The following is a 19,552-nucleotide window of genomic DNA, read 5'->3' as shown; positions in this document are numbered from 1 at the left end:
GCAATGCTCACACCACGCCGGCTGGTCGCGGGATTTTTCGCGCTCTTCCTGGCGGTGGTCATAGTCGACCATGTCTTCCCTCCGCCCCTCGACAGGGCGGGGGGGCTTTCGGCCCTCGTCACCGACCGGCACGGGAAGCCACTGCGCGCGTTCGCGACGCCGGATGGCCGCTGGCGATTTTCCGGCGACCTCGACAAGATCGATCCTGAATTCGTCGAGGCACTGCTGCGCGTTGAAGACAAGCGCTTCTACGATCATCGCGGAACGGACTGGACCGGGCTGATGCGGGCGCTCGTCGACTCGGCGGCAGCCGGGCGGGTGGTGTCAGGCGGTTCGACGATCACGATGCAGACGGCGCGGATGCTGGAGCCGCGTGACCGCAATGCAGGCTCCAAGCTGGTCGAGATCTTCCGGGCCTGGCAGCTGGAGCGGCGTCTGTCGAAAGACGAAATCCTCGCACTCTACCTCTCGCTGACGCCTTATGGCGGCAATCTCGAAGGGGTCCGTGCGGCCAGCTGGTCCTATTTCGGGCATGAGGCCGACCGGCTGTCGCAGGATGAAATCGCGCTGCTGATCGCCTTGCCGCAATCGCCGGAAGCGCGCCGGCCGGACAGGCATCCCGCCGCGGCGGCCCGTGCGCGCGACTGGGTGGCCGAAAAGCTGCGCCGGTACGGCGCTTTCTCTGCAGAAGATGCGGCCGAAGTCGCCGCTTCCTCCGTCCCCGGACGGCGCCGCGACTTCCCCGATCGTGCATGGCATGGCGCGGAAAAAGCCCTCGCAGAAGGCCCGCGTGAAGATGTGGTGTCGACGCTCGACGCCGCGCTGCAGGCCGAAGTGGAGCGTATCGCGGCCGAACGCGCCGAGGACGAAGGGGCGGAGGTGCAGGTCGCCGCGCTGGTCGTCCATATCCCGACACGGGCGGTGCGGGCGATTGCAGGCTCCGCCTCGCGTGACCGGCCCGGCGGCTGGCTGGACTTGACGGCGCAGGCCCGCTCGCCCGGCTCGACGCTGAAGCCGTTTATCTATGCCATGGCATTTGACGATGGCGCAGCGGCGCCCGACACGCGTGTGGCTGACCTGCCGACACGGTTTGCGTCCTACCAGCCGGAAAATTTCGACCGCATGTTCCGGGGCGATGTGCGGGTCTCCGATGCGTTGCAGCACTCGCTGAACATTCCCGCCGTGCTGATGCTCGACAAGGTCGGGCCGGAACGGTTCGCGGCGCAGCTGGCACTGGCCGGCGCGCGCCCGCGCATCAGCGGCGGGGCCGATCATGACGCAGGCCTTGCCATCGCGCTTGGCGGCGCGGGCCTCACAGCGCGGGAACTGGCGGTGCTCTATGCGGCGCTGGGCGATGGCGGCGTGGCCAAGCCGCTCATCTGGCGCGCGGATGAGGAGGGCGCGAGCTTCGAGAGTGCCGGCAACCGGCTCGTCAGCGCCGAAAGCTCGGCCGAAATCCTCGATATCCTGCGCCGGGCGCCGACGCCGGAAGGAAGGATGCCCGGCTCGCTTACAGCCAACGCACCGCAGATCGCGTTCAAGACGGGCACCTCCTATGGCTTCCGGGATTCCTGGGCGGCGGCCGTGTCGGGCCAGCATGCGATCATTGTCTGGGTCGGCCGGGCGGATGGTGCGCCGCGGCCGGGCGTCACCGGACGCGAGGCGGCGCTGCCGATCCTGTTCGAGATTGCCGACCGCACGGCCCATCATCTGCGCGACGAGGGCGAGGCGACGATGCGGCTGACCTCCGAGCGGCGCCTGCGTTCGCATGGGGCGCTCCGCTCGCTGGCGGAGGCCGGGCCGCCACAGATCCTGTTCCCGCCGCGCGATGCGGAACTCTGGGCGGGGTCCGTGAACGGACGGGCGCCGCGTCCGTTTGTTTTCTCAGGGCGCGGGGACGGAAATCTCAGCTGGTATGTGGATGGGCGGGCCTGCGATCTCGACGATGCCGGCGCCCCCGTCTGGCAGCCGGAACAGCCAGGATTTTATACGGTTACAGCCGTCGATCCCGAGGGCCGGTCCAGCCGTGTTCGTGTACGGGTGATTACAGGGCCTGCCTAAAACCGCGGCACTGCCACATTTCCGCCGCCGTGCAACAACACGGGCTCAACACAAAGCCGTTAGGGGTGTGTTTACGGTCTTTCCCTGGGGCGGGTCTTTCCCATATCACCGGTGTCCACGGAAAGTGTATGTCCCGCCCTTCGACGAGTTGTGAAAATGCGTACCCGTTCTCCCCAGTCGATCGCCCTTATCGCCGGCCTGGCCTCCATGGCGATCGGATTTGTGTCCAGCGCCGGCGCGCAGGATCAGGTGACAACCCCTGATGCCAAGCGCCTGTCGACGGCTGTTTTTGCCGGCGGCTGTTTCTGGTGCGTGGAGAGTGATTTCGACAAGGTGGACGGCGTCGTCTCGACGATTTCCGGCTATACCGGCGGGCGGATCGACAATCCGACCTACAAGCAGGTCTCGCACGAAGACACCGGCCACTATGAGGCAGTGAAAGTCACCTATGACCCGGACAAGGTCTCGTATGAGGAACTCGTCCATTATTACTTCCGCCACGTCGATCCGACCGACGCGGACGGGCAGTTCTGCGACCGAGGCGAAAGCTATCGCACAGCGGTGTTCGTGTCGGGCGACACGGAACGCGACATCGCCGAAGCCGAAGCGGCCGATGCGGCGGAGGCCCTTGGCCAGCCGGTCGTTACCAGCATCGCCGACGCGGCCACGTTCTGGCCCGCTGAGACCTACCATCAGGACTATTACAAGAAGAACCCGCTGAAATACCGCTACTACCGCTCGGCCTGCGGCCGGGACGCTCGGGTGAAGAGCCTGTGGGGCGCCGAAGCGGCCGGCCACTAGGCCTCATCACTCAGTCCCGCGCAGGGCAGGGCGCCGGCGCGAATTCCTTTTGTCCTTCGAAGCGGGCTTCCCATTCCGCCGTGTGCGGTTCGGGATGGAAGCCCGATGCGATGTAAAGCTGGAAGGTGCGGCTGATCGGACAGCCGTTCGGGCGGCGGCCCAGCGGAATGGACACTTCACCTGCCGGTTCGAACTGGTCGAATTCGCTACGCATCCGCGGGCGCATGCCGGGATGGATCGAGGCGACCAGGACGCGGGTGTCCTGCGGCGCTTCCAGCGGCTGCGTTTCGGAAAAGCTCTTCGGCACGCCGTAGCGGCGCCAGGAAATCAGGGGAATGGCGCGTCCGTCGCCATAATAGTCGAGCCCGTGCCAGGCCTCGCGCTCGTCCACCAGGACGGCGGTCGCGCCGGCCGCTTCTGCAATCGAGAAGACTTCCTTGGCCGCCTGGTCCCAGCCGCGCGTGCGCTTCAGGGCATTGTCGATGCCGAGCGCCGTCGTGGTCTGCAGCGGCAACAGCGACAGGATCGCGAAGCTGAGGGCCAGAACGCCGTGCAGGCCGATGCTGAACCAGAGGAGGCCCGACGGGCGGAACTTCATCCGTAACGCCCAGGCAAGCAGCAAGCCAGCAACCACAGCGCCCCCGACAAGCTTCCCCCAGACCGGCACATCCGGCACGAATTGCAGGGCAAGGAAGGTGAAGCCAGCCACCGCATACCAGAGGTTCCGGTTCCGCCGCGCGCGCGTCAGCCAGGCGGCGACCAGAACGCTGGCGGCCGGGTAGGCGGTTGCGGTCCAGTTCGCATTGGCACGCGACAGCACGGCCTGGAACAGGATGAAGCCCAGCACCGGCAGGATGAAGCAGAGCAGCCAGCGGTCGCGGCCCATGAGGCCATGGTCCTGCGAGCGCACGACGAAGAGGCCGAAGACGAGCGCCAGGAACGTGACCGGCCCGAAAACGCCCAGCTGGTCGACGAAGAAGGTCAGCGCGTTTTCCGGATTGAACAGCTTTCCGCCAAGGTTTGCATTGTCCACCGTGTGGCTGACAGTCTTGAAATCATTGGCCGCATTCCAGACCACGTGCGGCGCGAAGATCAGGGCCGCAATGGCGAGCGCGGCCAGCCCTTTCGGCGAAATCAGCGCCTTGCGGCTGTCGCGATCCAACACGAGTGTCAGCGCGATGCCGATGAGGAAATACATCATGGCGTATTTCGACAGGAGGCCGCAGCCGATGCCGAGGCCGAGGGCAAAGGCGCTGGCCCAGGCGCCTGTACCGCTGCGCAGCCGCCAGAAGGCGTAGAGCGCCAGGCACCAGAACGGCATTAGGACGCCATCTGTAGAAATCACGGCAGATGACAGGATCACCGCCGGCATCAGCGCATAGCCGAGCGCCGCCAGCATGCCCACCCGGCCGCCATACATGTCGCGGCCCAGCAGGAACAGCAGCATGGCTCCTGCCGTGTGCAGGAAAGGGGCGGGCAGGCGGATCGCCCATTCGGCATTTCCGAAGAGGCCGGTGACGGCATGGATCAGCCAGGCGATCATCGGCGGTTTGGAGTAGTAGCCCCAGGCCAGATGCTCGCCCCAGCGCCAGTATTGCGCTTCATCCGCATAGAGATTGAGCGGCGTCACCACCAACAGGAGAACCCTTGCCGCAAGCAGGATCGCCAGGAGCATGAAGGTGATGCGTTGCCAGTCCGGCTGCGAATCGGGCGGCGTCGCTGCCATCTCATCCGACCTCTTTGTGAAACCGGGCCTGTTTATGCGATGGCGGCCCGCAAGAATACACCTCGAAATGCACGGTTTCGGAAACTTCGTTTCTTGCAACCGTGTCATTTTTGCATCGCAGCAAAAGCTTCAGCAGGATTCCGGGTGCCATGTGTCAAACCTTCGGATTCCTGTCTTTTATCTGTCACATGGACTCGTTATGCGGCTTTCAAACCGGGGCGGCAAAAAGTGTTCCGGTCGTAGCCCGCAGCGTAGATCGCGTCTCAGTTCATCTTGAGGATAACGACACATGAATATCCGTTCTTTACTTTACACCACGAGCCTGACGGCCGTCTGCCTGTCCACTGCGGGCACGGCATTCGCGCAGTCTTCCGGTACCCAGGCCTTCGAAGATCCGATGGTCATGTCGACCGTCGTGGTTTCCGGCGTGGCTGAGGAGACCGATGTTCTCTCGCTCGATGAAGCCGCAAAAGCCCGCGCTTCCATCACCGAAGCCTACATTGAAACCCAGCAGCCAGGTCAGACGGTTTTTGAATCGCTGAACCTGCTTCCGGGTGTGACTTTCTCCAACAACGACGCCTACGGCTCTTCCGGCGGTGACCTGAACATCCGCGGCTTCGACGGCAGCCGTATCTCTGCCACGTTCGACGGTATCCCGCTGAACGACACCGGCAACTACGCCCTCTACACCAACCAGATGCTCGACCCCGAGCTGATCACCCGCGCGACCGTCAACTTCGGTGCAACGGACGTCGACAGCCCGACGGCTTCGGCAACCGGCGGTACGGTCAACTATGTGACCAAATCCCCGGAAGACGAAATGAGCGTTTCGTCCGTCTTCTCGTTCGGTGATGACGACTACCGCCGTTACTATGTCCGCCTCGACAGCGGCGAAATCGGCCCCTACGGCACCAAAGCGTTCGTGACCTACTCGAACACCGGCTACAACTACTTCATCGAAGGCAAGTCGAAGATCGACAAGGAGCAGTTCAACGCTCAGATCTTCCAGCCGATCGGCGACAATGGCGACTATGTCCGCCTGATGGCTCACTACAACCAGAACCGTAACAACTTCACCTATTTCTACACGGTTTCGGAAGCTGAGTTCGATGCCGGGTTCCGCGACTCGATCGACCAGTACACGCTGAACTACGCCATCAACCCGTCCGACACCGGCAACATCCGGATGCAGGGCAAGTTCACGCTCAGCCCGAAACTGGTCCTCACGGTTGACCCGTCGGTCCAGTATGTCCGCGCGAACGGCGGTGGTTCGTCCAACACGTCCGAGACGGATGTCCGTTTCGGCACCATCGGCGTGGATCTCAATGGCGACAATGACACGGACGACTCCGTGAGACTCTACTCGCCGTCGAACACCAACACGATCCGCTACGCTCTGGTCAGCTCGCTCATCTACAACATGACCGACAACCAGCGCTTCCGTATTGCCTACACCTTCGACCAGGGCCGTCACCGTCAGACCGGCGACTACTCCTTCCTCGACACGGACGGTTCGCCGTTCAACGTCTTTGGTGGTGTCGACGACTACGGCCCGGCCATCTACCTGTCGAATGGCGACAAGTTCCAGAAGCGTAACCGCCTCTCGATCGCCCGCCTGAACCAGCTGTCGCTCGAATATCGCGGCGACTTCATGGATGACAAGCTCGGCCTGACCGCCGGCCTGCGTATTCCGTACTTCGAGCGCGAGCTCGACCAGCGCTGCTACGCGCGTAAGGGCAACGGTTCTTCCACGCAGTACTGCACGCTGGAAACCCCGATCCCGGTGATCGGCACCAACAACCAGCCGACCGGCTTCGTGACCTTCGGCACGGGCACGCAGGAATACGCTCCGCCGTTCCAGGCCGACGTCAAGTATGACGACGTGCTGCCGAACGTCGGTGTCACCTTCCGTCCTTCGGACGCGCACCAGTTCTTCGTGAGCTTCGCTGAAACGATCTCTGCACCGCGGACCGATGATCTGTACGCAGGTATCCTCGTGAAGCAGCTGGACACGGTTCAGCCGGAAAACTCCAAAGCCTACGACCTCGGCTACCGCTATCGCGGCGACCGGATCGAAGCGTCTGCGACCGTCTGGTTCAACCAGTTCTCGAACCGCATCGAACGCGCTCCCGATCCGCTCGATCCGTCGGTCTTCCTGTCGCGTAACGTCGGCGATGTGGACCTGAAGGGCTTCGAAGCCACGTTCGGCATGGAAATCCTCGAAGGCCTGACCTTCTTCTCCTCGGCTTCCTTCACGGACAGCGAAGTGAAGAACACCGGTCTTGAGCTGGTCAAAACGCCGGACATGACGCTTGCAGCCCGTATCGACTATGAAGTCGGTCCGTACGAGTTCGGCCTCCAGGGCCGCCGCGTCGGCGAGCGTTGGTCTGACGATGCGAACCAGTTCGATGCACCTGCCTACACGGTGTTCAACTTCGACGCTGGCTACGACCTCGGCAACTTCCTGGAGTCTGCCAAATCGGCCAAGCTTCGCCTGAACGTGCAGAACCTGTTCGACGAAGAGTACCTGAACAACATCAACGGCACCAACTCCTACTACTACGGCGCGCCGCGGACCATTTCGGTCTCGCTCGCAACCACGTTCTGAGGCAGTTGGATCTTTGATCTGATCTGAATGGAAGGGGCCGCGTTTTTGACGCGGCCCCTTTTGCTTGCGGCATCCGCCCGGCCTCTTGCGGGGCCGGCCTTTTCCTTTGGGCCAAGCTGTGGCATGGCGCGCCGATGCCTCTCTCCAAACCCTTCCTCGCCCCCGAATGGGCCCCGCATTCCGCCCTCTGGTGCGGCTGGCCGCGTCTTGTCGAAGAATGGGGCGGCAGCCTTGCTGGACCGCGCGATCAGATTGCCGGCTTCATCCGGGCGGCGGCTCAGCATGTGCCGGTCAAAGTCGCCGCAGGCTCGGACGAGGCGCGGGACACGGCCGTGGCAGCGGTCGGCGATGTCGCCGAGATCGTCGAGGTCCCGACCGGCGATATCTGGTTGCGGGATACGGGCCCCATCGTGACCGGTCAGGGCACGACGCGCGTTGCCCAGGCATTCCGCTTCAATGGATGGGGCGGCAAATACCTGATGCCGGGCGACACCGAGACCGCCAATGCCATCGCGGCCAGGGAGGGCCTCGCGGCCGAACAGCACCAGCTGATCCTTGAGGGCGGCGCGATCGACGTCGACGGTGAGGGCCGGCTGCTGACCACGCGCCAGTGCCTGCTGAACCCGAACCGCAATCCTGACCTGACGGGTGATGAGATCGAAGCGCGGATCAAGTCGGCGCTCGGGATCGACGAGATGATCTGGCTCGGTGACGGCCTCGCCAACGACCACACTGACGGGCATGTCGACAATATCGCGCGGTTCATCGCACCGGGGCATGCGCTCTGCCAGCATCCGTCCGGCAATGACGATCCGAATGCGCAGGTGCTGATGGATATTGAGGACACGCTACGCCGCGCCGGGCTGCAGGTCACGACGATCCCTTCGCCGGGTCTTGTACGCGACGCTGACGGTGAGCCGGTGCCGGCAAGCCACATGAATTTCACGATCACCAACGGCGCTGTGCTGGTGCCGGTATATGAAGATCATTTCAGCCTTGTGGCGCTTGCCGAACTGCGCGTCCTGTTTCCGGGGCGCACCGTGATTGGTCTTCCGGCAGGACACATCCTGGCCGGGGGCGGCAGTTTCCATTGCATGACCCGCGAAATTCCCGCCTGATCCCCCCGCCTGACCCCAAGGAGGTCGAGAGATGAGCCGAACCCTGACCCTTGCCGGCATCCAGTTCACGCCGAGCGACGACATGCAGGACAATATCGACCGCGTGAGCGCCCATGTGCGCGACGCGGCAGGGCAGGGCGCGGAAGTCATCCTGCCGCCGGAACTCTTCTGCGGCTATTATTTCTGCAAGACGCAGGAAGAGCACCATTTTTCCCGCGCCATTCCGTGGACGGAGCACCCGGCCGTTGAGCAGATGTCGGCGCTCGCCGCGGAGCTGGGCGTCGTCATCCCGGTCTCGATCTATGAGAAAGACGGCCCGCACTATTACAATTCGCTTGTCATGCTGGATGCGGACGGTGCGCCGCTCGGCGTCTATCGCAAGAGCCACATTCCCGACGGGCCGGGCTATCAGGAAAAGTATTATTTCCGCCCCGGCGATACCGGATTCCGCGTCTGGCAGACGATGAAGGGCAATATCGGCGTCGGCATCTGCTGGGACCAGTGGTTTCCGGAAGCGGCCCGCGCCATGGCCCTGATGGGGGCGGACGTGCTGCTCTATCCGACGGCCATTGGCGCAGAGCCGCACGATGCGAGCCTCGACACGGCGGCACGCTGGCGCCGGGTGATGCAGGGGCATTCCGTGGCGAATGTCATGCCGGTCGTCGCGGCGAACCGGGTGGGCGACGAAGAAGGACAGGTCTTCTACGGCACCAGCTTCATCACCGACCATGTCGGCGAGGTCGTTACCGATTTCGGACGCACGGAAGAGGGCGTGCTGGTGGCCAGCTTCGATCTCGATGTCATCGAACGGGACCGGGCCGCCTGGGGCTTCTTCCGTGACCGGCGGACGGACCTTTACGACGTCCTGCTATAAGCCGCCGCCGACGGGACGGTCTGCCCGGGCGCGCGCGAATTCTGGCCGTTCCTTCAGCTCCCGCTTCGGCGCCTTTGCCCTGAGGTCGGCGACGAGGATGTCGCCGCTCGCCGGATCGGCATAGTGCGCGGCGAGTTCGGCGACCACCGCCTCGAACTCTTCCGGGGTCACTGTGCGGTCCAGGTTCGGGTCGAAGCGAACCGGGTTTGCCAGCGTGTCGTCGCGGGTCGGCAGGCTTTCGGCCCAGCCCATCTGTTCGAAGGCCGTCAGGCTGCCATCTTCATTGGCATCCGCCTCAAGGAACGCGGCCCGCACGCCTGTTTCGATCTCTTCCGCCGTGATCCGGCCGTCTTCATTGGTGTCGAAGCTGAGGAACAGGCCACCACCCGGCACCAGCCGCTCGGGCGTGCCCCGCAGCTTCCTGGCTTCCGGCTTGGTCAGGCCCTGTCCCGGCAGGCGCACCAGCTCGTCGCCGGTTTCCTGGGCGGTGGCGGGCACGCTGACTGCGGCACAGGCAAGGGAAACCAGGGCAAGAAGGCGAAAACGCATCGGAAAACTCCAGTTCAGGCAGGGCAGACTAGGCGGGTGTGGTCTTTTTGCAACATAACGTTTCAGTTACCTTGCCTGCGGACTCCGGCGGTCTTAGCACTCTGTTAACGCGCCCTTAACGCTGAGGGCGCATTTCGTTAACCGTTTCTGCTGCCCTGTTGGCGGCCGATTCGGGCTTTTGGATGACACGCTATGGCACTTACTGCGGATCAGGTCCCAATCATCATGTCGGCCGGTGCGACGGCCCTGGGCCTCGCCGCGCTGCTGTGGGCATTGCGGGTTTCCGATGGCGCAAGGGGCGCGGCCCGCAAGTACCGGGACCGTTCTTCCGAGCTTGAAACCGACATTGCCGGCATCCGCTCCATCCTCGGCGCCCATCCGGGCGTGATCCTCGTCTGGCAGGGCGACGCACTGGAGGCCGAAGGCGACGAAATTATTGCTCCGGAGTTGCACGGTTCACCCGTTGCCCTCGCTGGATTGCTCAGTTTTACCGACGATGCTATCTCTCCGGACCCGGCCGTGCGCATCGTGGAAGGCCTCGCCGACCTTGAAGCGCGCGACAGTTCCGGCGTCGATACGACACTGCGCATCCGCCTGCGCGAACTGCGTGAGACCGGCCAGGCCTTCTCGCTCACCATTATCGGACCCTCCGGCCGCTTCCTTGAAGCAGATGGCCGCACCGCCGGCGCCCGCGCGGTCGTCTGGATCACCGATGCGACCATCAAGGGCCTCGAGGAAAGCTCCGCCCGCGGCAAGCTGGAAGAGGCGCGGCAGGTTATTGCGCGCGACCCGACGGCTTTCCTTGACATGCTGGGCAAGGCGCCGTTCCCGGCCTGGCGCATGTCGGGCATGGGCAAGCTGCAATGGGTCAACCCGGCCTATATCGAGGCTGTCGACGGCACCAATCTCGACCGCGTGCTCGACCGCCAGCTGATGCTGGACCAGGCGACGGCCGAACAGGCCCGCAAGACGATCACCGAAGGCGTCGACATCGACGAGACGCGCCACATGGTCATCAATGGCCAGCGCCGGGCGATGCGTGTGCTGGCCGACCTTCCCGCTGTCCGGCGGGCAGGGCGATGGCGCTTGATGTGACGGCGCAGGAAGATGCGCGCGAAGAACTGAACCGCCATGTCCGCGCCCATGACGAGACGCTGAACCATGTCGCCGACGCCGTCGCGATTTTCGGCTCCGATCGAAAGCTGACCTTCTACAACAAGGCCTTCCGCGATATGTGGGATCTCGATGAGGAGCTTCCTGCTCGACCGGCCGGGCCATGGCCAGCTGCTCGACCGGCTGCGCGAGCGCCGCAAGCTTCCGGCGCGCGCGAACTACGCAGAATGGCGCGCGGAAGAGCTTTCCTATTATCTCGATATCGACGGAGTGAAGGAAGACACCTGGTCGCTGCCGGATGGCTCGACCCTGTCGGTCACGCGCCAGCGCCACCCGATGGGCGGCCTGCTTCTTCTGTTCAAGGACATTACCGGCGAGCTGGAACTGCAGACCAAGTTCAACGCCATCATGAAGACGCAGGGCTCGACGCTCGACAATCTGCATGAAGGCGTGGTCGTGTTCGGCGGCGATGGCCGCCTGAAACTCCACAACAGCGCATTCGAGCGGCTCTGGAATCTGTCGGATGAGAAGCTTCGCGATCATCCGGATTACGACGCCGTTGCGGCCGAGTGCATCCCGCTGTTCCACGACGCCGAGATCTGGGACGCGATCAAGGGCCACATCACCGACCCGTCCGCGAAGGCGCGCCAGTCGACGACCGGCGAGATGCGCCGCTCCGACGGCTCGATCCTGACCTATGTGACCCAGCCGCTGCCTGATGGAAACACGCTGATTGCCTTTGCCGACGTCACTGCGACGCGTCGCGTGGAATCGGCCCTGCGTGAACGCGCCGAAGCTTTCGAGGCAGCCGACCGCCTGAAGACGGAATTTGTGCGCAACGTTTCCTACCAGCTGCGCTCGCCACTCACCGTCATCTTCGGTTATGCCGAGCTGCTGGAAACGCAGAAGAATGGTCAGCTGACGGAGCGCCAGCAGGACTATGTCGGCTCGATCCTCTCGGCATCGGACCACCTCTCGAAGCTGATCGAGAACATTCTCGACCTCGCCATGATCGAGGCGGGTCGCATGGATCTGGACCTCGAAGACGTCGACCTTGCCAAGGTGATCGAGGAAAGCATCGAGATGGTCGTCACCAAGGCGGAGGACACGGAGATCTCGGTACGCGCCGAGATCGAGGGCAAGCTCGGCATGATCCGCGCTGACGAACGCCGCATCCGCCAGATCCTGTTCAATCTCGTGTCCAACTCGCTCCGCTTCACCGATGCGGGCGGCGAAATCGTCGTGTCGGCCCAGCGCATGGGCGACATGGTCACCTTCTCGGTGCGCGACAATGGCCGGGGCCTGGAAGCGGAAAAGCGTGCGACCAGCTTCGACAGTTTCGTCTCGGGCGACCAGCGCGGTGCCGGGCTCGGCCTCGCGCTCGTCAAGCACTTCGTCGACCTGCATGGCGGCACGGTCGGCATGAAGCCGGTCGAGGGCGGCGGTCTGGAAGTGACCTGCTGGCTGCCGGCTCAGGCGTTGCGCACGGCCGCTGCCCAGCGCGAATTGCTGCTGACGGATTCCGTGTCGGCCTGACCGCTTACCAGTTGTTGCGGCCTTCCCAGGTCAGGAGACCCTGACGGGCGGATGTTCCGACGGTCGCGGATGCTTTAAAGCGGAGCGGATCCTGGACGGCGGTTTCTGCCGCGAGGCGCACCGGCACCGGGGGGGCTGTGTCATAGCGGAGCACCGGACCGGCAGTTTTCACGATAACGGGCTCCATCTGAAGCGGAGCGGGCATCGCTTCCGCCTCGACGATATCGACGGCGCCGCCAGCCAGTTCGTCGCTGAAGTTGCCCGGCAGGGGATCGGATACCGCGCCGCGCAACTCCGGAGCCGCCTGAGCGAAGGCGACAGACGGTGCGGCAAGGGCGATCAGGGCAAGGCAGGTGTGACGGATGGCAGACATGGAACCCTCAGGTGCGATGAGATACTCGCCCCTGAGGATGCATGTCGCGTGCCAGTGCGCCCTATTTGGTGAATTTGAGCAGGAAGCGGTCTGTCTTCCGCCGCACCGACGGGTCGAACACGTTAACTGCCAGGTCGTCTTCCGGATTGGCGAGGATGTCGCTTTCGGCGACCAGGGTGAGGCCGGCTTTCTCAGCCATGTCGATGATGATGGCCTTGTCGATCCGGTGTGTGTCACCGCCCGTCGTGGCGGGAGAGCCGGCGGGTGCCATATGGTCCAGGACGACGAATGAGCCGCCGGGCTTCAGCACGCGGGCGATTTCGGGGAACGTCCGGTCCGGATCGCCGAGGCTGAAGGCTTCGGCGCCCTCGGGCGTGTACCAGAGTTCATGGGGCCCCAGGAACCATGTGACCAGATCGGCCTCTTCAACGCCGATTTCGGAGAGGTTGTCGAAACCGCTCTCGACCGTCTGCACGTTCGCAAGGCGACCATCGACGCGTTTCGACACCGAATCTCCGAGGAAGGCCGCAAACGAAGCCGGGTTCTGCATGTAGACCGTGCCTTCGGGTCCGGCGACTTTCGAGAATAGCTCCGTATAGAAACCATTTCCCGCTTCCATCTCCACCACGGTCATGCCCGGCATGATCCCGGTGAAGGCCAGTACTTCGGCGGACTTGCGGGCGGGGTACATCTCATAGTCCTGCTCGGGCCGGTCATCCAGTCCGAACACGGATTCATAGTCGAACCCGCCGGGGGCGACCTTGGCGGAAGGGGGCTCCGACATTGAAGAGGCCGGGGCAGGGGTGGTGCAGGCTGCGAGCAGCATGCCTGCCAGTGCAAGTCCAAAATAGGGTTTCATCTCGTCATTCCTTCCGATCATGGCAGCGCGCTCAGGCGTCTGCGAGCAGCTTCTCGCTGATTTCCCAGAGCCGTTCGGCCCGCTCATCGTCGCACGCCCAGGCGCGCACATGTTCCCAGCGCTGGCTGGCATCCGTCGCCAGCGGCGCGATGTCGCAATCCTCGCAGTACACCCCGCCGCGATCGGCAAGGCGGGGATCGGTCGCGCACCAGACCGAGGTCGAGGCGCCCTGTTCGGGCGTCTTGAACATGGCCTGAACCTGCGGCGGGATGGTGCCGTCCGGGTTTTTCCAGCCGAGCGCCGCCATTTCCTCGTCGGTCAGGTGCCGTTGCAGCGGTGTGAAGATGCCGCCGGGGTGTACGGAGTAAGCGCGGATGCCGATGTCGCGCCCGCGCCGGTCGACGCCCAGCGCAAACAGGGCGTCCGCGGTCTTTGCCTGTCCATAGGCTTCCCATTTGTCATAGGGGCGCGTGTTGAAATTCGGGTCATCCCAGATGATGTCGGAGCGTGCATGGCCAATGGAGGAGAGCGCGACGAGGCGGGCGCCGTCGGTGCGCTGCATGGCCGGCGCCAGCGCAAGGCTCATTGCCATATGGCCAAGGTGATTGATGCCGAACTGGCTTTCCCAGCCGGGACCGACACGGGCAAGCGGGCAGGCCATGATGCCCGCATTGTTGATGAGAATGTCGAGGCCGCGGCCGGTCTCGTCGTATTCGCGCGTGAATTTTTCGACGCTGCGAAGGTCGGCAAGGTCCATTGCGGCGACTTCGATGTCGCCGGCCACTGCGGCCAGTGCTTCTGCGGCCATGTCGGGGCGGCGGGCCGGAACCGTGACGCGCGCGCCGGCACCTGCCAGCGCCCGGACGGTTTCGAGTCCGATGCCGGAATATCCACCGGTGACAATGGCATTCTTGCCGGAAAGGTCCGTGCCGGCGACGATTTCGGCCGCCGTGGACTTTCCGTGAAAGCCTGAGCCTATCGGAACCTGGTCTGTTGCTGCCATGTGTCCTGTCCTCCGGCTGTCTTTCGATTGGTGGGGATACTGCCCCGGCCCGGTGGGGGCGGCAAGGCAGGTTAAGAAAGCTTAAGCAGGCGCCTGCATGGACGCTGGGCGTGCCGGGTCTTATATCGGCTCAAGACCTGACTGATCGAAGGAGCCCTCCCATGCGCCGCCAGATCCTTGTTTCCCTTGCTGTTGCTGCCGTTGCGGCCATCCTGCCGGCAGCAGCGCAATCCTCGCGCGTCGAGCGCTCTCAGGCGGAAATCGCGTTTGAAAAAGCCGAAGTGAATTTCGCGGCAAAGCGGGATGCCCGGAAAGCGGCGGCGACGGCCTGCGCGGCAAAGGATTATGAGGCCTGCGTCAGCCAGGGCGACCTTTACCGGAAGGGCGAGGGCGGCGTGCAGGACTATGACCTTGCTGCGAAGGCCTACAATCGCGCCTGTGCGGGCGGGAATGGCGAAGGCTGCGCCTCGCTTGCCTATCTCACGTCACTCGGGCGCGGGGTCGAAACCAACCAGACCGAAGCACGCCGGCTTTACAAACTGTCCTGCGACTACGGCGAGACAAGCGGCTGTGCGGGCTATGGCAACATGGTGTTTACCGGCACGGGCGGTCCGAAAAATACGGCCGAGGGCGGCGAAGCGCTGCGCCAGTCCTGCGTCCAGGGCTACAAATGGGCCTGCACGCGGCTTCAGGAACTCGGCGGGTTCGATCCGAATGTCCCGTTTTCGGAACAGATGATGCGGCTTCGCGACCGCTGATCAGCCGGCGACCGGAGCAGGCTGGGCCGGTGCCGGCGCGGCCTGTGCAGGGTCGAGGCTTGCAGGCAGGTCAGCGGAGATCGACAGGTCCGCGGTCAGCTTCGCACCCTGGTCAACCCGGACCGACCGCGCCTTGACGGCGCCGGCCACCACGGCGCCGGTGCAGATTTCAAGGAACTCCGTCGCGAGGATGGTGCCGTCGAGTTCGCCATAAACCACGATCGTCGGCGCCTGCACGCGGCCTTCCACACGGCCACCAAGCTCGATGAACAGGGTATTCTGGCAGGTAATCTCCCCCGAGATACGGCCGGAAACGACGGTCTGCGCCGCAAAGTTCAGCTTCCCGTCGAGGTGTGTGCCTTTGAGGATCAGGTTCGCAGCGTCCCCTGACGCTGCGCGAACGGCGCCGGAGCGCCCCTTGTCAGTGTTACCCATCGCCCTCACTGCCCTTTGGCTGTTTTTCTGGCAGACTAATGCAGGGATCATGCCCGGGGAAGAGCGCGTGGTGAATTCGGACGAGCAAGACATGCCTGCCCCGGTTCCGCCGGACACTGGCCGCAAGCCTGCCGCCAGCGATTGGCAAGGTCGGGGAATGAGACATCGCGCCCCGATCCTTGCCGCCTGCCTTGCGCTCGCCGCCGCTTGCGGCGCGCCGGCACCGGAAAGCGAGGCGGTCGCCAGCCTGCTGGAGCCGGGCGCCGAAGGCATCGATATTTCCCATCACAATGGCCGGATCGACTGGGATCTGCTGGATACGGCCCCCATCGACTTCATTTACCTGAAAGCGACCGAAGGCGGCGACTGGAAGGATCCGGACTTCCAGCAGAACTGGCGGCAAGCCACCGGCCGCGGCTGGCTGGCGGGCGCTTATCATTTCTACCTCCTTTGCCGGGACGGCGAGACGCAGGCGGCGAATTTCATCCAGTCGGTCGAGGTGCGCGATGGCACGCTGCCTCCGGCAGTCGATCTCGAATACGCTCACAACTGCGCGCCTTCAGGCTCCAAAGATGCGGCGCGGGCGGAATTGCGGGTCTTCCTGGCCCGGCTGGAAGCGGAATACGGGCAGCGCCCCGTGCTCTACACCACGCCGGATTTCCATGCCGACTGGCTGGCCGGGGCGTTTGCGGACTACCCGGTCTGGATGCGCAGCCTGTCCGGGCCGCCGGAAGAGGGCGTCTTGATCTGGCAGTATTCGATGAAGGGAAGGGTGGCCGGAATAGAAGGCCCCGTAGACCTCAATCTCGTGCCCGTTCCCTGAAACGAAAATTGGGGCAGTCGGCAAAATCTCACCGATCGCTCTAAAGGAATGGAAAACCATATGTGCCAGAGTGGCTGTCATGATTGGGTGGTGGGACGTCCAGAAATGGCGCCGGATGGCGCTGGCAATCCTCTTGGGGATTGTCGGGGTGGCTTTGCCGGCCGCCGCGAAGGACAATGACCCGTTCCAGATCGGCCCGCGCCTGTGCGAACTGAGCGGGCGCGGCGACCTCGCGCCTGAGGAGGTGCTTGGCCTGTCCGGCAGCTTCCGGTGCGGCGATGAAGCCTTCCGTCAGGGATCGGATCATATCTGGCTGATCGCGGACATATCGGATCTGACAGGCGCGATGTCGAAGCCGGTCCTGCGCACGCGCCTTGGCCATCATGGCGACATCACGATCCATGTGGTGCTGGAAGACGGCACGACACGCACCCACACCTACAGCGGGCAGGACATCACGCAATACTGGCGAGCGCCCTCCAGCGTTGCGTTCCCGATTGACGAGCGTGGTTCCGCGCGGCCGGTGAAGGTCGTGATTGGCATCGACGCGCCATGGGACCTGCTGAATTTCACCGACATTGCAGTCCTCGATTCCTCTGTTGACCAGGCCCGGCATACTCATGCCGTGGTGTTGGCGGCCTTTTTCTGCGGCCTCTTGTTTGCGCCGCTGATCCTCAACGTGTTTTTCTACACGTTCCTGCGGCGCAAATTCATCCTGTATTATATCGGCATGATCGCCATGCTGCTGGTCTATTCCGTCCTCTGGTCGGGGCTTGTGTTTATGATGATGCCGGGCTTCGGCATCCTCACGCGCTCGGTCGTCGACCATCTGTTGCTGGGTGGGATCGTCTTCTCGGCCTGCCTGCTGGTCAGGGATCTCTGCGAGCCGGAAAAGCTGGGCCCGCGCTGGCGCACGGCCCTCATCATATCCGGCGCAATCCCGTTCTGCCTTGGCGTCTTCTTCATGGCGATGGCGCCGCGCTGGCCGTTTACAGCGTCCTACATCTATCACGGCGTCTTCATCCTGCCGTTCCTGTCCATGATCGGCGCCCTGTTGACGGCCTCGCTGCGGGGCAGCCGGTTTGCGCTGGCGCAGCTGATCGGCTGGACGCCCGCCTTCATCGTGATCGCCGGGCGCATCGCGCGCGGGCTTGGTCTCATCGGCAATATGGAATTCTTCGACACCGGCTTTTTCCCCTCCATCATGATAGATGTGGCGTTGACAGCGATCCTGGTGACAATCCGGGTGCGGATGCTCTGGCGGGAGAAGGACAGGGCGCTGGCCGACCAGGTCATGCTGCGCGAACTCGCCACCACCGACTCCCTGACCGGCCTGCTCAACCGCCGCGCATTCGAGGAGCATTTTGCCCAGGCCGCCGCTGTCAGTCTCGGCAAGGAGCAAGGGCTCTACCTGCTTGTCATCGACGTGGATTTCTTCAAGAGCGTCAACGACACCCATGGCCATGCAGTAGGCGACCGCGTGCTGGTCGAACTGGCGGGCGTGCTGCAGGCCTGTCGCGGCAGCCGTCAGACCGTGTCCCGTTTCGGCGGGGAAGAGTTCTGCATGCTGATCGAAGCCCGCTCGATCGAGGCTGCGCGCCAGGTCGCCGATGGCCTGCGCACCTGCGTCGCGGCCCACGACTTCGCCGAAGTCGGCCAGATTACGGTGTCGATCGGACTGATCCGGATCCAGCCTGAAAACCCCGCAGGGTTCCCGTCCTATTACAAGGCGGCGGATGCAGCCCTTTATGCTGCCAAGGCATCGGGCCGCAACAAATTGTGCGTGTCCGGCTGGATGCCTGCGGCAGTCCAGCTCAGCCACGCCAGATTGGCTGAAGGGGAAGAATGGGTGGTCAGGCAGAAGCGCGCCTGACCCTCCGCTGTTCCTAGTTGCGCGACTTGTCGACCAGACGGTCGTTCTGCGCCCAGTGCATCATGCCGCGCAGCTTCTCACCGACTTCTTCGATCGGGTGATTGTTCATGCGCTGGCGCATGGCGTGGAAGCCCGGTGCGCCGGCCTGGTTCTCGAGAACCCAGTTGCGCGCGAAGGTGCCGTTCTGGATGTCTTCCAGAACCTTCTTCATTTCCGCTTTCGTGGCGCTGTTTACGACGCGGGGGCCGGTGACGTATTCGCCGTACTCGGCGGTGTTGGAAATCGAGTAGTTCATGTTGGCGATGCCGCCCTCATAGATGAGGTCGACGATCAGCTTGGTCTCGTGCAGGCATTCGAAATAGGCCATTTCCGGCGCGTAGCCGGCCTCGACGAGGGTCTCGAAGCCTGCCTTGATCAGCTCGACGATGCCGCCGCACAGGACGGCCTGTTCGCCGAACAGGTCGGTCTCGGTCTCTTCACGGAAGCTGGTCTCGATGACGCCGGCGCGCGTGTTGCCGATGGCCTTGGAGTAGGAGAGGGCGACATCGCGCGCAGTGCCGGTGGCGTCCTGGTGGATGGCAACGAGGCCCGGCAGGCCGAAGCCCATCTGGTATTGCGCGCGCAGCGTGTGGCCAGGGCCTTTCGGGGCGGACAGCGACACGTCGACATCCGCGCGCGGACGGATGAGGCTGTAATGGATGTTGAAGCCGTGGCCGAACATGATGTGCTGGCCGGCACGCAGGTGCGGCTCGATTTCGTTGGCGTACAGCACGGCCTGCTTCTCGTCCGGGACGAGGATCATCAGCACGTCGGCCCATTTGGCGGCTTCGGCCGGCGTTACGACTTCAAGGCCCTGGGCTTCGGCTTTCTTGCGGCTGGACGAGCCTTCCTGCAGGGCGACCTTCACGTTCTTCACGCCGCTGTCGCGCATGTTCAGCACATGGGCGTGGCCCTGGCTGCCATAGCCGACAACTGCGACTTTCTTCTTCTGGATAAGGGAAAGATCTGCGTCCTGTTCGTAGTAGACTTTCATGGGCTTCTT

General features: G+C 63.8%; 17 protein-coding genes. 10 read left to right on the top strand and 7 right to left on the bottom strand.

All coding sequences use genetic code 11. The features are described from left to right. Window positions 1–3: 3 nt before the first annotated feature. Window positions 4–2,061 (top strand): penicillin-binding protein 1C, encoded by a 2,058-nt coding sequence (gene pbpC, locus R3C13_RS03260; RefSeq protein WP_371309359.1) that lies wholly within the window; start codon window positions 4–6, stop codon window positions 2,059–2,061. Window positions 2,062–2,217: 156 nt separating this feature from the next. Beyond that, entirely contained in the window at window positions 2,218–2,862 is a 645-nt protein-coding gene (gene msrA / locus R3C13_RS03255; protein WP_371309358.1) for a peptide-methionine (S)-S-oxide reductase MsrA, read from the top strand. A gap of 10 nt (window positions 2,863–2,872) precedes the next feature. Here msrA and R3C13_RS03250 read toward each other — a convergent pair whose 3' ends face one another. Further along, window positions 2,873–4,588 (bottom strand): ArnT family glycosyltransferase, encoded by a 1,716-nt coding sequence (locus R3C13_RS03250; RefSeq protein ID WP_371309357.1) that lies wholly within the window; start codon window positions 4,586–4,588, stop codon window positions 2,873–2,875. Between the two features lie 289 nt (window positions 4,589–4,877). On the opposite strand from R3C13_RS03250, the gene R3C13_RS03245 reads away from it, so the two are divergent. From R3C13_RS03245 to aguB, 3 genes are all read left to right on the top strand, one after another. Next, the gene (locus R3C13_RS03245; RefSeq protein ID WP_371309356.1) at window positions 4,878–7,196 is read left to right on the top strand and encodes a TonB-dependent receptor; all 2,319 of its coding nucleotides are present in this window, start codon (window positions 4,878–4,880) and stop codon (window positions 7,194–7,196) included. A gap of 134 nt (window positions 7,197–7,330) precedes the next feature. Continuing rightward, a complete protein-coding gene (locus tag R3C13_RS03240; RefSeq protein ID WP_371309355.1) occupies window positions 7,331–8,314 on the top strand; it encodes an agmatine deiminase family protein in 984 nt (327 codons plus the stop codon). Window positions 8,315–8,345: 31 nt separating this feature from the next. After that, window positions 8,346–9,188 carry an N-carbamoylputrescine amidase gene (gene aguB, locus R3C13_RS03235; protein WP_371309354.1) on the top strand — a complete coding sequence of 281 codons (843 nt, stop codon included), beginning with the start codon at window positions 8,346–8,348 and terminating at the stop codon, window positions 9,186–9,188. Here the strand turns inward: aguB and R3C13_RS03230 are convergent. After that, window positions 9,183–9,737, bottom strand: a complete 555-nt coding sequence (locus R3C13_RS03230) for a hypothetical protein (protein WP_371309353.1) — start codon at window positions 9,735–9,737, stop codon at window positions 9,183–9,185. The genes aguB and R3C13_RS03230 overlap by 6 nt on opposite strands. 192 nt (window positions 9,738–9,929) lie before the next feature. Here R3C13_RS03230 and R3C13_RS03225 point away from each other — a divergent pair, with 192 nt between their 5' ends. Both R3C13_RS03225 and R3C13_RS03220 read left to right on the top strand, forming a co-directional pair. After that, window positions 9,930–10,832, top strand: a complete 903-nt coding sequence (locus R3C13_RS03225; RefSeq protein ID WP_371309352.1) for a hypothetical protein — start codon at window positions 9,930–9,932, stop codon at window positions 10,830–10,832. A gap of 150 nt (window positions 10,833–10,982) precedes the next feature. Further along, a complete protein-coding gene (locus tag R3C13_RS03220) occupies window positions 10,983–12,386 on the top strand; it encodes an ATP-binding protein (protein ID WP_371309351.1) in 1,404 nt (467 codons plus the stop codon). Window positions 12,387–12,390: 4 nt separating this feature from the next. On the opposite strand, the gene R3C13_RS03215 is transcribed toward R3C13_RS03220, so the two are convergent. The 3 genes from R3C13_RS03215 to R3C13_RS03205 all read right to left on the bottom strand — a co-directional run bounded on the left by R3C13_RS03215 (window position 12,391) and on the right by R3C13_RS03205 (window position 14,621). Beyond that, window positions 12,391–12,759: a hypothetical protein gene (locus R3C13_RS03215; protein WP_371309350.1), complete on the bottom strand. Its 369-nt coding sequence runs from the start codon at window positions 12,757–12,759 to the stop codon at window positions 12,391–12,393. A gap of 61 nt (window positions 12,760–12,820) precedes the next feature. Then, complete coding sequence (locus R3C13_RS03210; RefSeq protein ID WP_371309349.1) at window positions 12,821–13,618, bottom strand: class I SAM-dependent methyltransferase; 798 nt, start codon at window positions 13,616–13,618, stop codon at window positions 12,821–12,823. A gap of 31 nt (window positions 13,619–13,649) precedes the next feature. Then, window positions 13,650–14,621: an oxidoreductase gene (locus R3C13_RS03205; protein ID WP_371309348.1), complete on the bottom strand. Its 972-nt coding sequence runs from the start codon at window positions 14,619–14,621 to the stop codon at window positions 13,650–13,652. A 161-nt stretch (window positions 14,622–14,782) separates the two neighbouring features. Between R3C13_RS03205 and R3C13_RS03200 the strand changes: the two genes are divergently transcribed. Then, window positions 14,783–15,379: a tetratricopeptide repeat protein gene (locus R3C13_RS03200; protein ID WP_371309347.1), complete on the top strand. Its 597-nt coding sequence runs from the start codon at window positions 14,783–14,785 to the stop codon at window positions 15,377–15,379. Here the strand turns inward: R3C13_RS03200 and R3C13_RS03195 are convergent, their stop codons facing one another. Next, window positions 15,380–15,814: a polymer-forming cytoskeletal protein gene (locus R3C13_RS03195; protein WP_371309346.1), complete on the bottom strand. Its 435-nt coding sequence runs from the start codon at window positions 15,812–15,814 to the stop codon at window positions 15,380–15,382. A gap of 157 nt (window positions 15,815–15,971) precedes the next feature. On the opposite strand from R3C13_RS03195, the gene R3C13_RS03190 reads away from it, so the two are divergent. Both R3C13_RS03190 and R3C13_RS03185 read left to right on the top strand, forming a co-directional pair. Beyond that, window positions 15,972–16,637 carry a GH25 family lysozyme gene (locus tag R3C13_RS03190; RefSeq protein ID WP_371309345.1) on the top strand — a complete coding sequence of 222 codons (666 nt, stop codon included), beginning with the start codon at window positions 15,972–15,974 and terminating at the stop codon, window positions 16,635–16,637. Window positions 16,638–16,716: 79 nt separating this feature from the next. After that, window positions 16,717–18,510 carry a diguanylate cyclase gene (locus R3C13_RS03185; RefSeq protein WP_371309344.1) on the top strand — a complete coding sequence of 598 codons (1,794 nt, stop codon included), beginning with the start codon at window positions 16,717–16,719 and terminating at the stop codon, window positions 18,508–18,510. A 13-nt stretch (window positions 18,511–18,523) separates the two neighbouring features. Here the strand turns inward: R3C13_RS03185 and ilvC are convergent, their stop codons facing one another. Continuing rightward, window positions 18,524–19,543, bottom strand: a complete 1,020-nt coding sequence (gene ilvC / locus R3C13_RS03180; RefSeq protein ID WP_371309343.1) for a ketol-acid reductoisomerase — start codon at window positions 19,541–19,543, stop codon at window positions 18,524–18,526. Window positions 19,544–19,552 lie beyond the last annotated feature (9 nt).

The sequence above is a fragment of the Hyphomonas sp. genome, from assembly GCF_041398385.1.
GTDB lineage: Bacteria > Pseudomonadota > Alphaproteobacteria > Caulobacterales > Hyphomonadaceae > Hyphomonas.
The sequence above is the reverse complement of the archived record's forward strand: the minus strand, read 5'-3'. Positions and strand labels throughout refer to the sequence as shown.

Bases quoted from the DNA above. Each gene is read 5' to 3' on its own strand.
- R3C13_RS03200 (WP_371309347.1), top strand. From the start codon at position 14,783: ATGCGCCGCCAGATCCTTGTTTCCCTTGCTGTTGCTGCCGTTGCGGCC.
- R3C13_RS03240 (WP_371309355.1), top strand. From the start codon at position 7,331: ATGCCTCTCTCCAAACCCTTCCTCGCCCCCGAATGGGCCCCGCATTCC.
- R3C13_RS03190 (WP_371309345.1), top strand. From the start codon at position 15,972: ATGAGACATCGCGCCCCGATCCTTGCCGCCTGCCTTGCGCTCGCCGCC.
- R3C13_RS03195 (WP_371309346.1), bottom strand. From the start codon at position 15,814: ATGGGTAACACTGACAAGGGGCGCTCCGGCGCCGTTCGCGCAGCGTCA.
- R3C13_RS03245 (WP_371309356.1), top strand. From the start codon at position 4,878: ATGAATATCCGTTCTTTACTTTACACCACGAGCCTGACGGCCGTCTGC.
- pbpC (WP_371309359.1), top strand. From the start codon at position 4: ATGCTCACACCACGCCGGCTGGTCGCGGGATTTTTCGCGCTCTTCCTG.
- R3C13_RS03230 (WP_371309353.1), bottom strand. From the start codon at position 9,737: ATGCGTTTTCGCCTTCTTGCCCTGGTTTCCCTTGCCTGTGCCGCAGTC.
- R3C13_RS03225 (WP_371309352.1), top strand. From the start codon at position 9,930: ATGGCACTTACTGCGGATCAGGTCCCAATCATCATGTCGGCCGGTGCG.
- R3C13_RS03220 (WP_371309351.1), top strand. From the start codon at position 10,983: ATGAGGAGCTTCCTGCTCGACCGGCCGGGCCATGGCCAGCTGCTCGAC.
- ilvC (WP_371309343.1), bottom strand. From the start codon at position 19,543: ATGAAAGTCTACTACGAACAGGACGCAGATCTTTCCCTTATCCAGAAG.
- msrA (WP_371309358.1), top strand. From the start codon at position 2,218: ATGCGTACCCGTTCTCCCCAGTCGATCGCCCTTATCGCCGGCCTGGCC.
- R3C13_RS03250 (WP_371309357.1), bottom strand. From the start codon at position 4,588: ATGGCAGCGACGCCGCCCGATTCGCAGCCGGACTGGCAACGCATCACC.
- aguB (WP_371309354.1), top strand. From the start codon at position 8,346: ATGAGCCGAACCCTGACCCTTGCCGGCATCCAGTTCACGCCGAGCGAC.
- R3C13_RS03210 (WP_371309349.1), bottom strand. From the start codon at position 13,618: ATGAAACCCTATTTTGGACTTGCACTGGCAGGCATGCTGCTCGCAGCC.
- R3C13_RS03215 (WP_371309350.1), bottom strand. From the start codon at position 12,759: ATGTCTGCCATCCGTCACACCTGCCTTGCCCTGATCGCCCTTGCCGCA.
- R3C13_RS03205 (WP_371309348.1), bottom strand. From the start codon at position 14,621: ATGGCAGCAACAGACCAGGTTCCGATAGGCTCAGGCTTTCACGGAAAG.
- R3C13_RS03185 (WP_371309344.1), top strand. From the start codon at position 16,717: ATGATTGGGTGGTGGGACGTCCAGAAATGGCGCCGGATGGCGCTGGCA.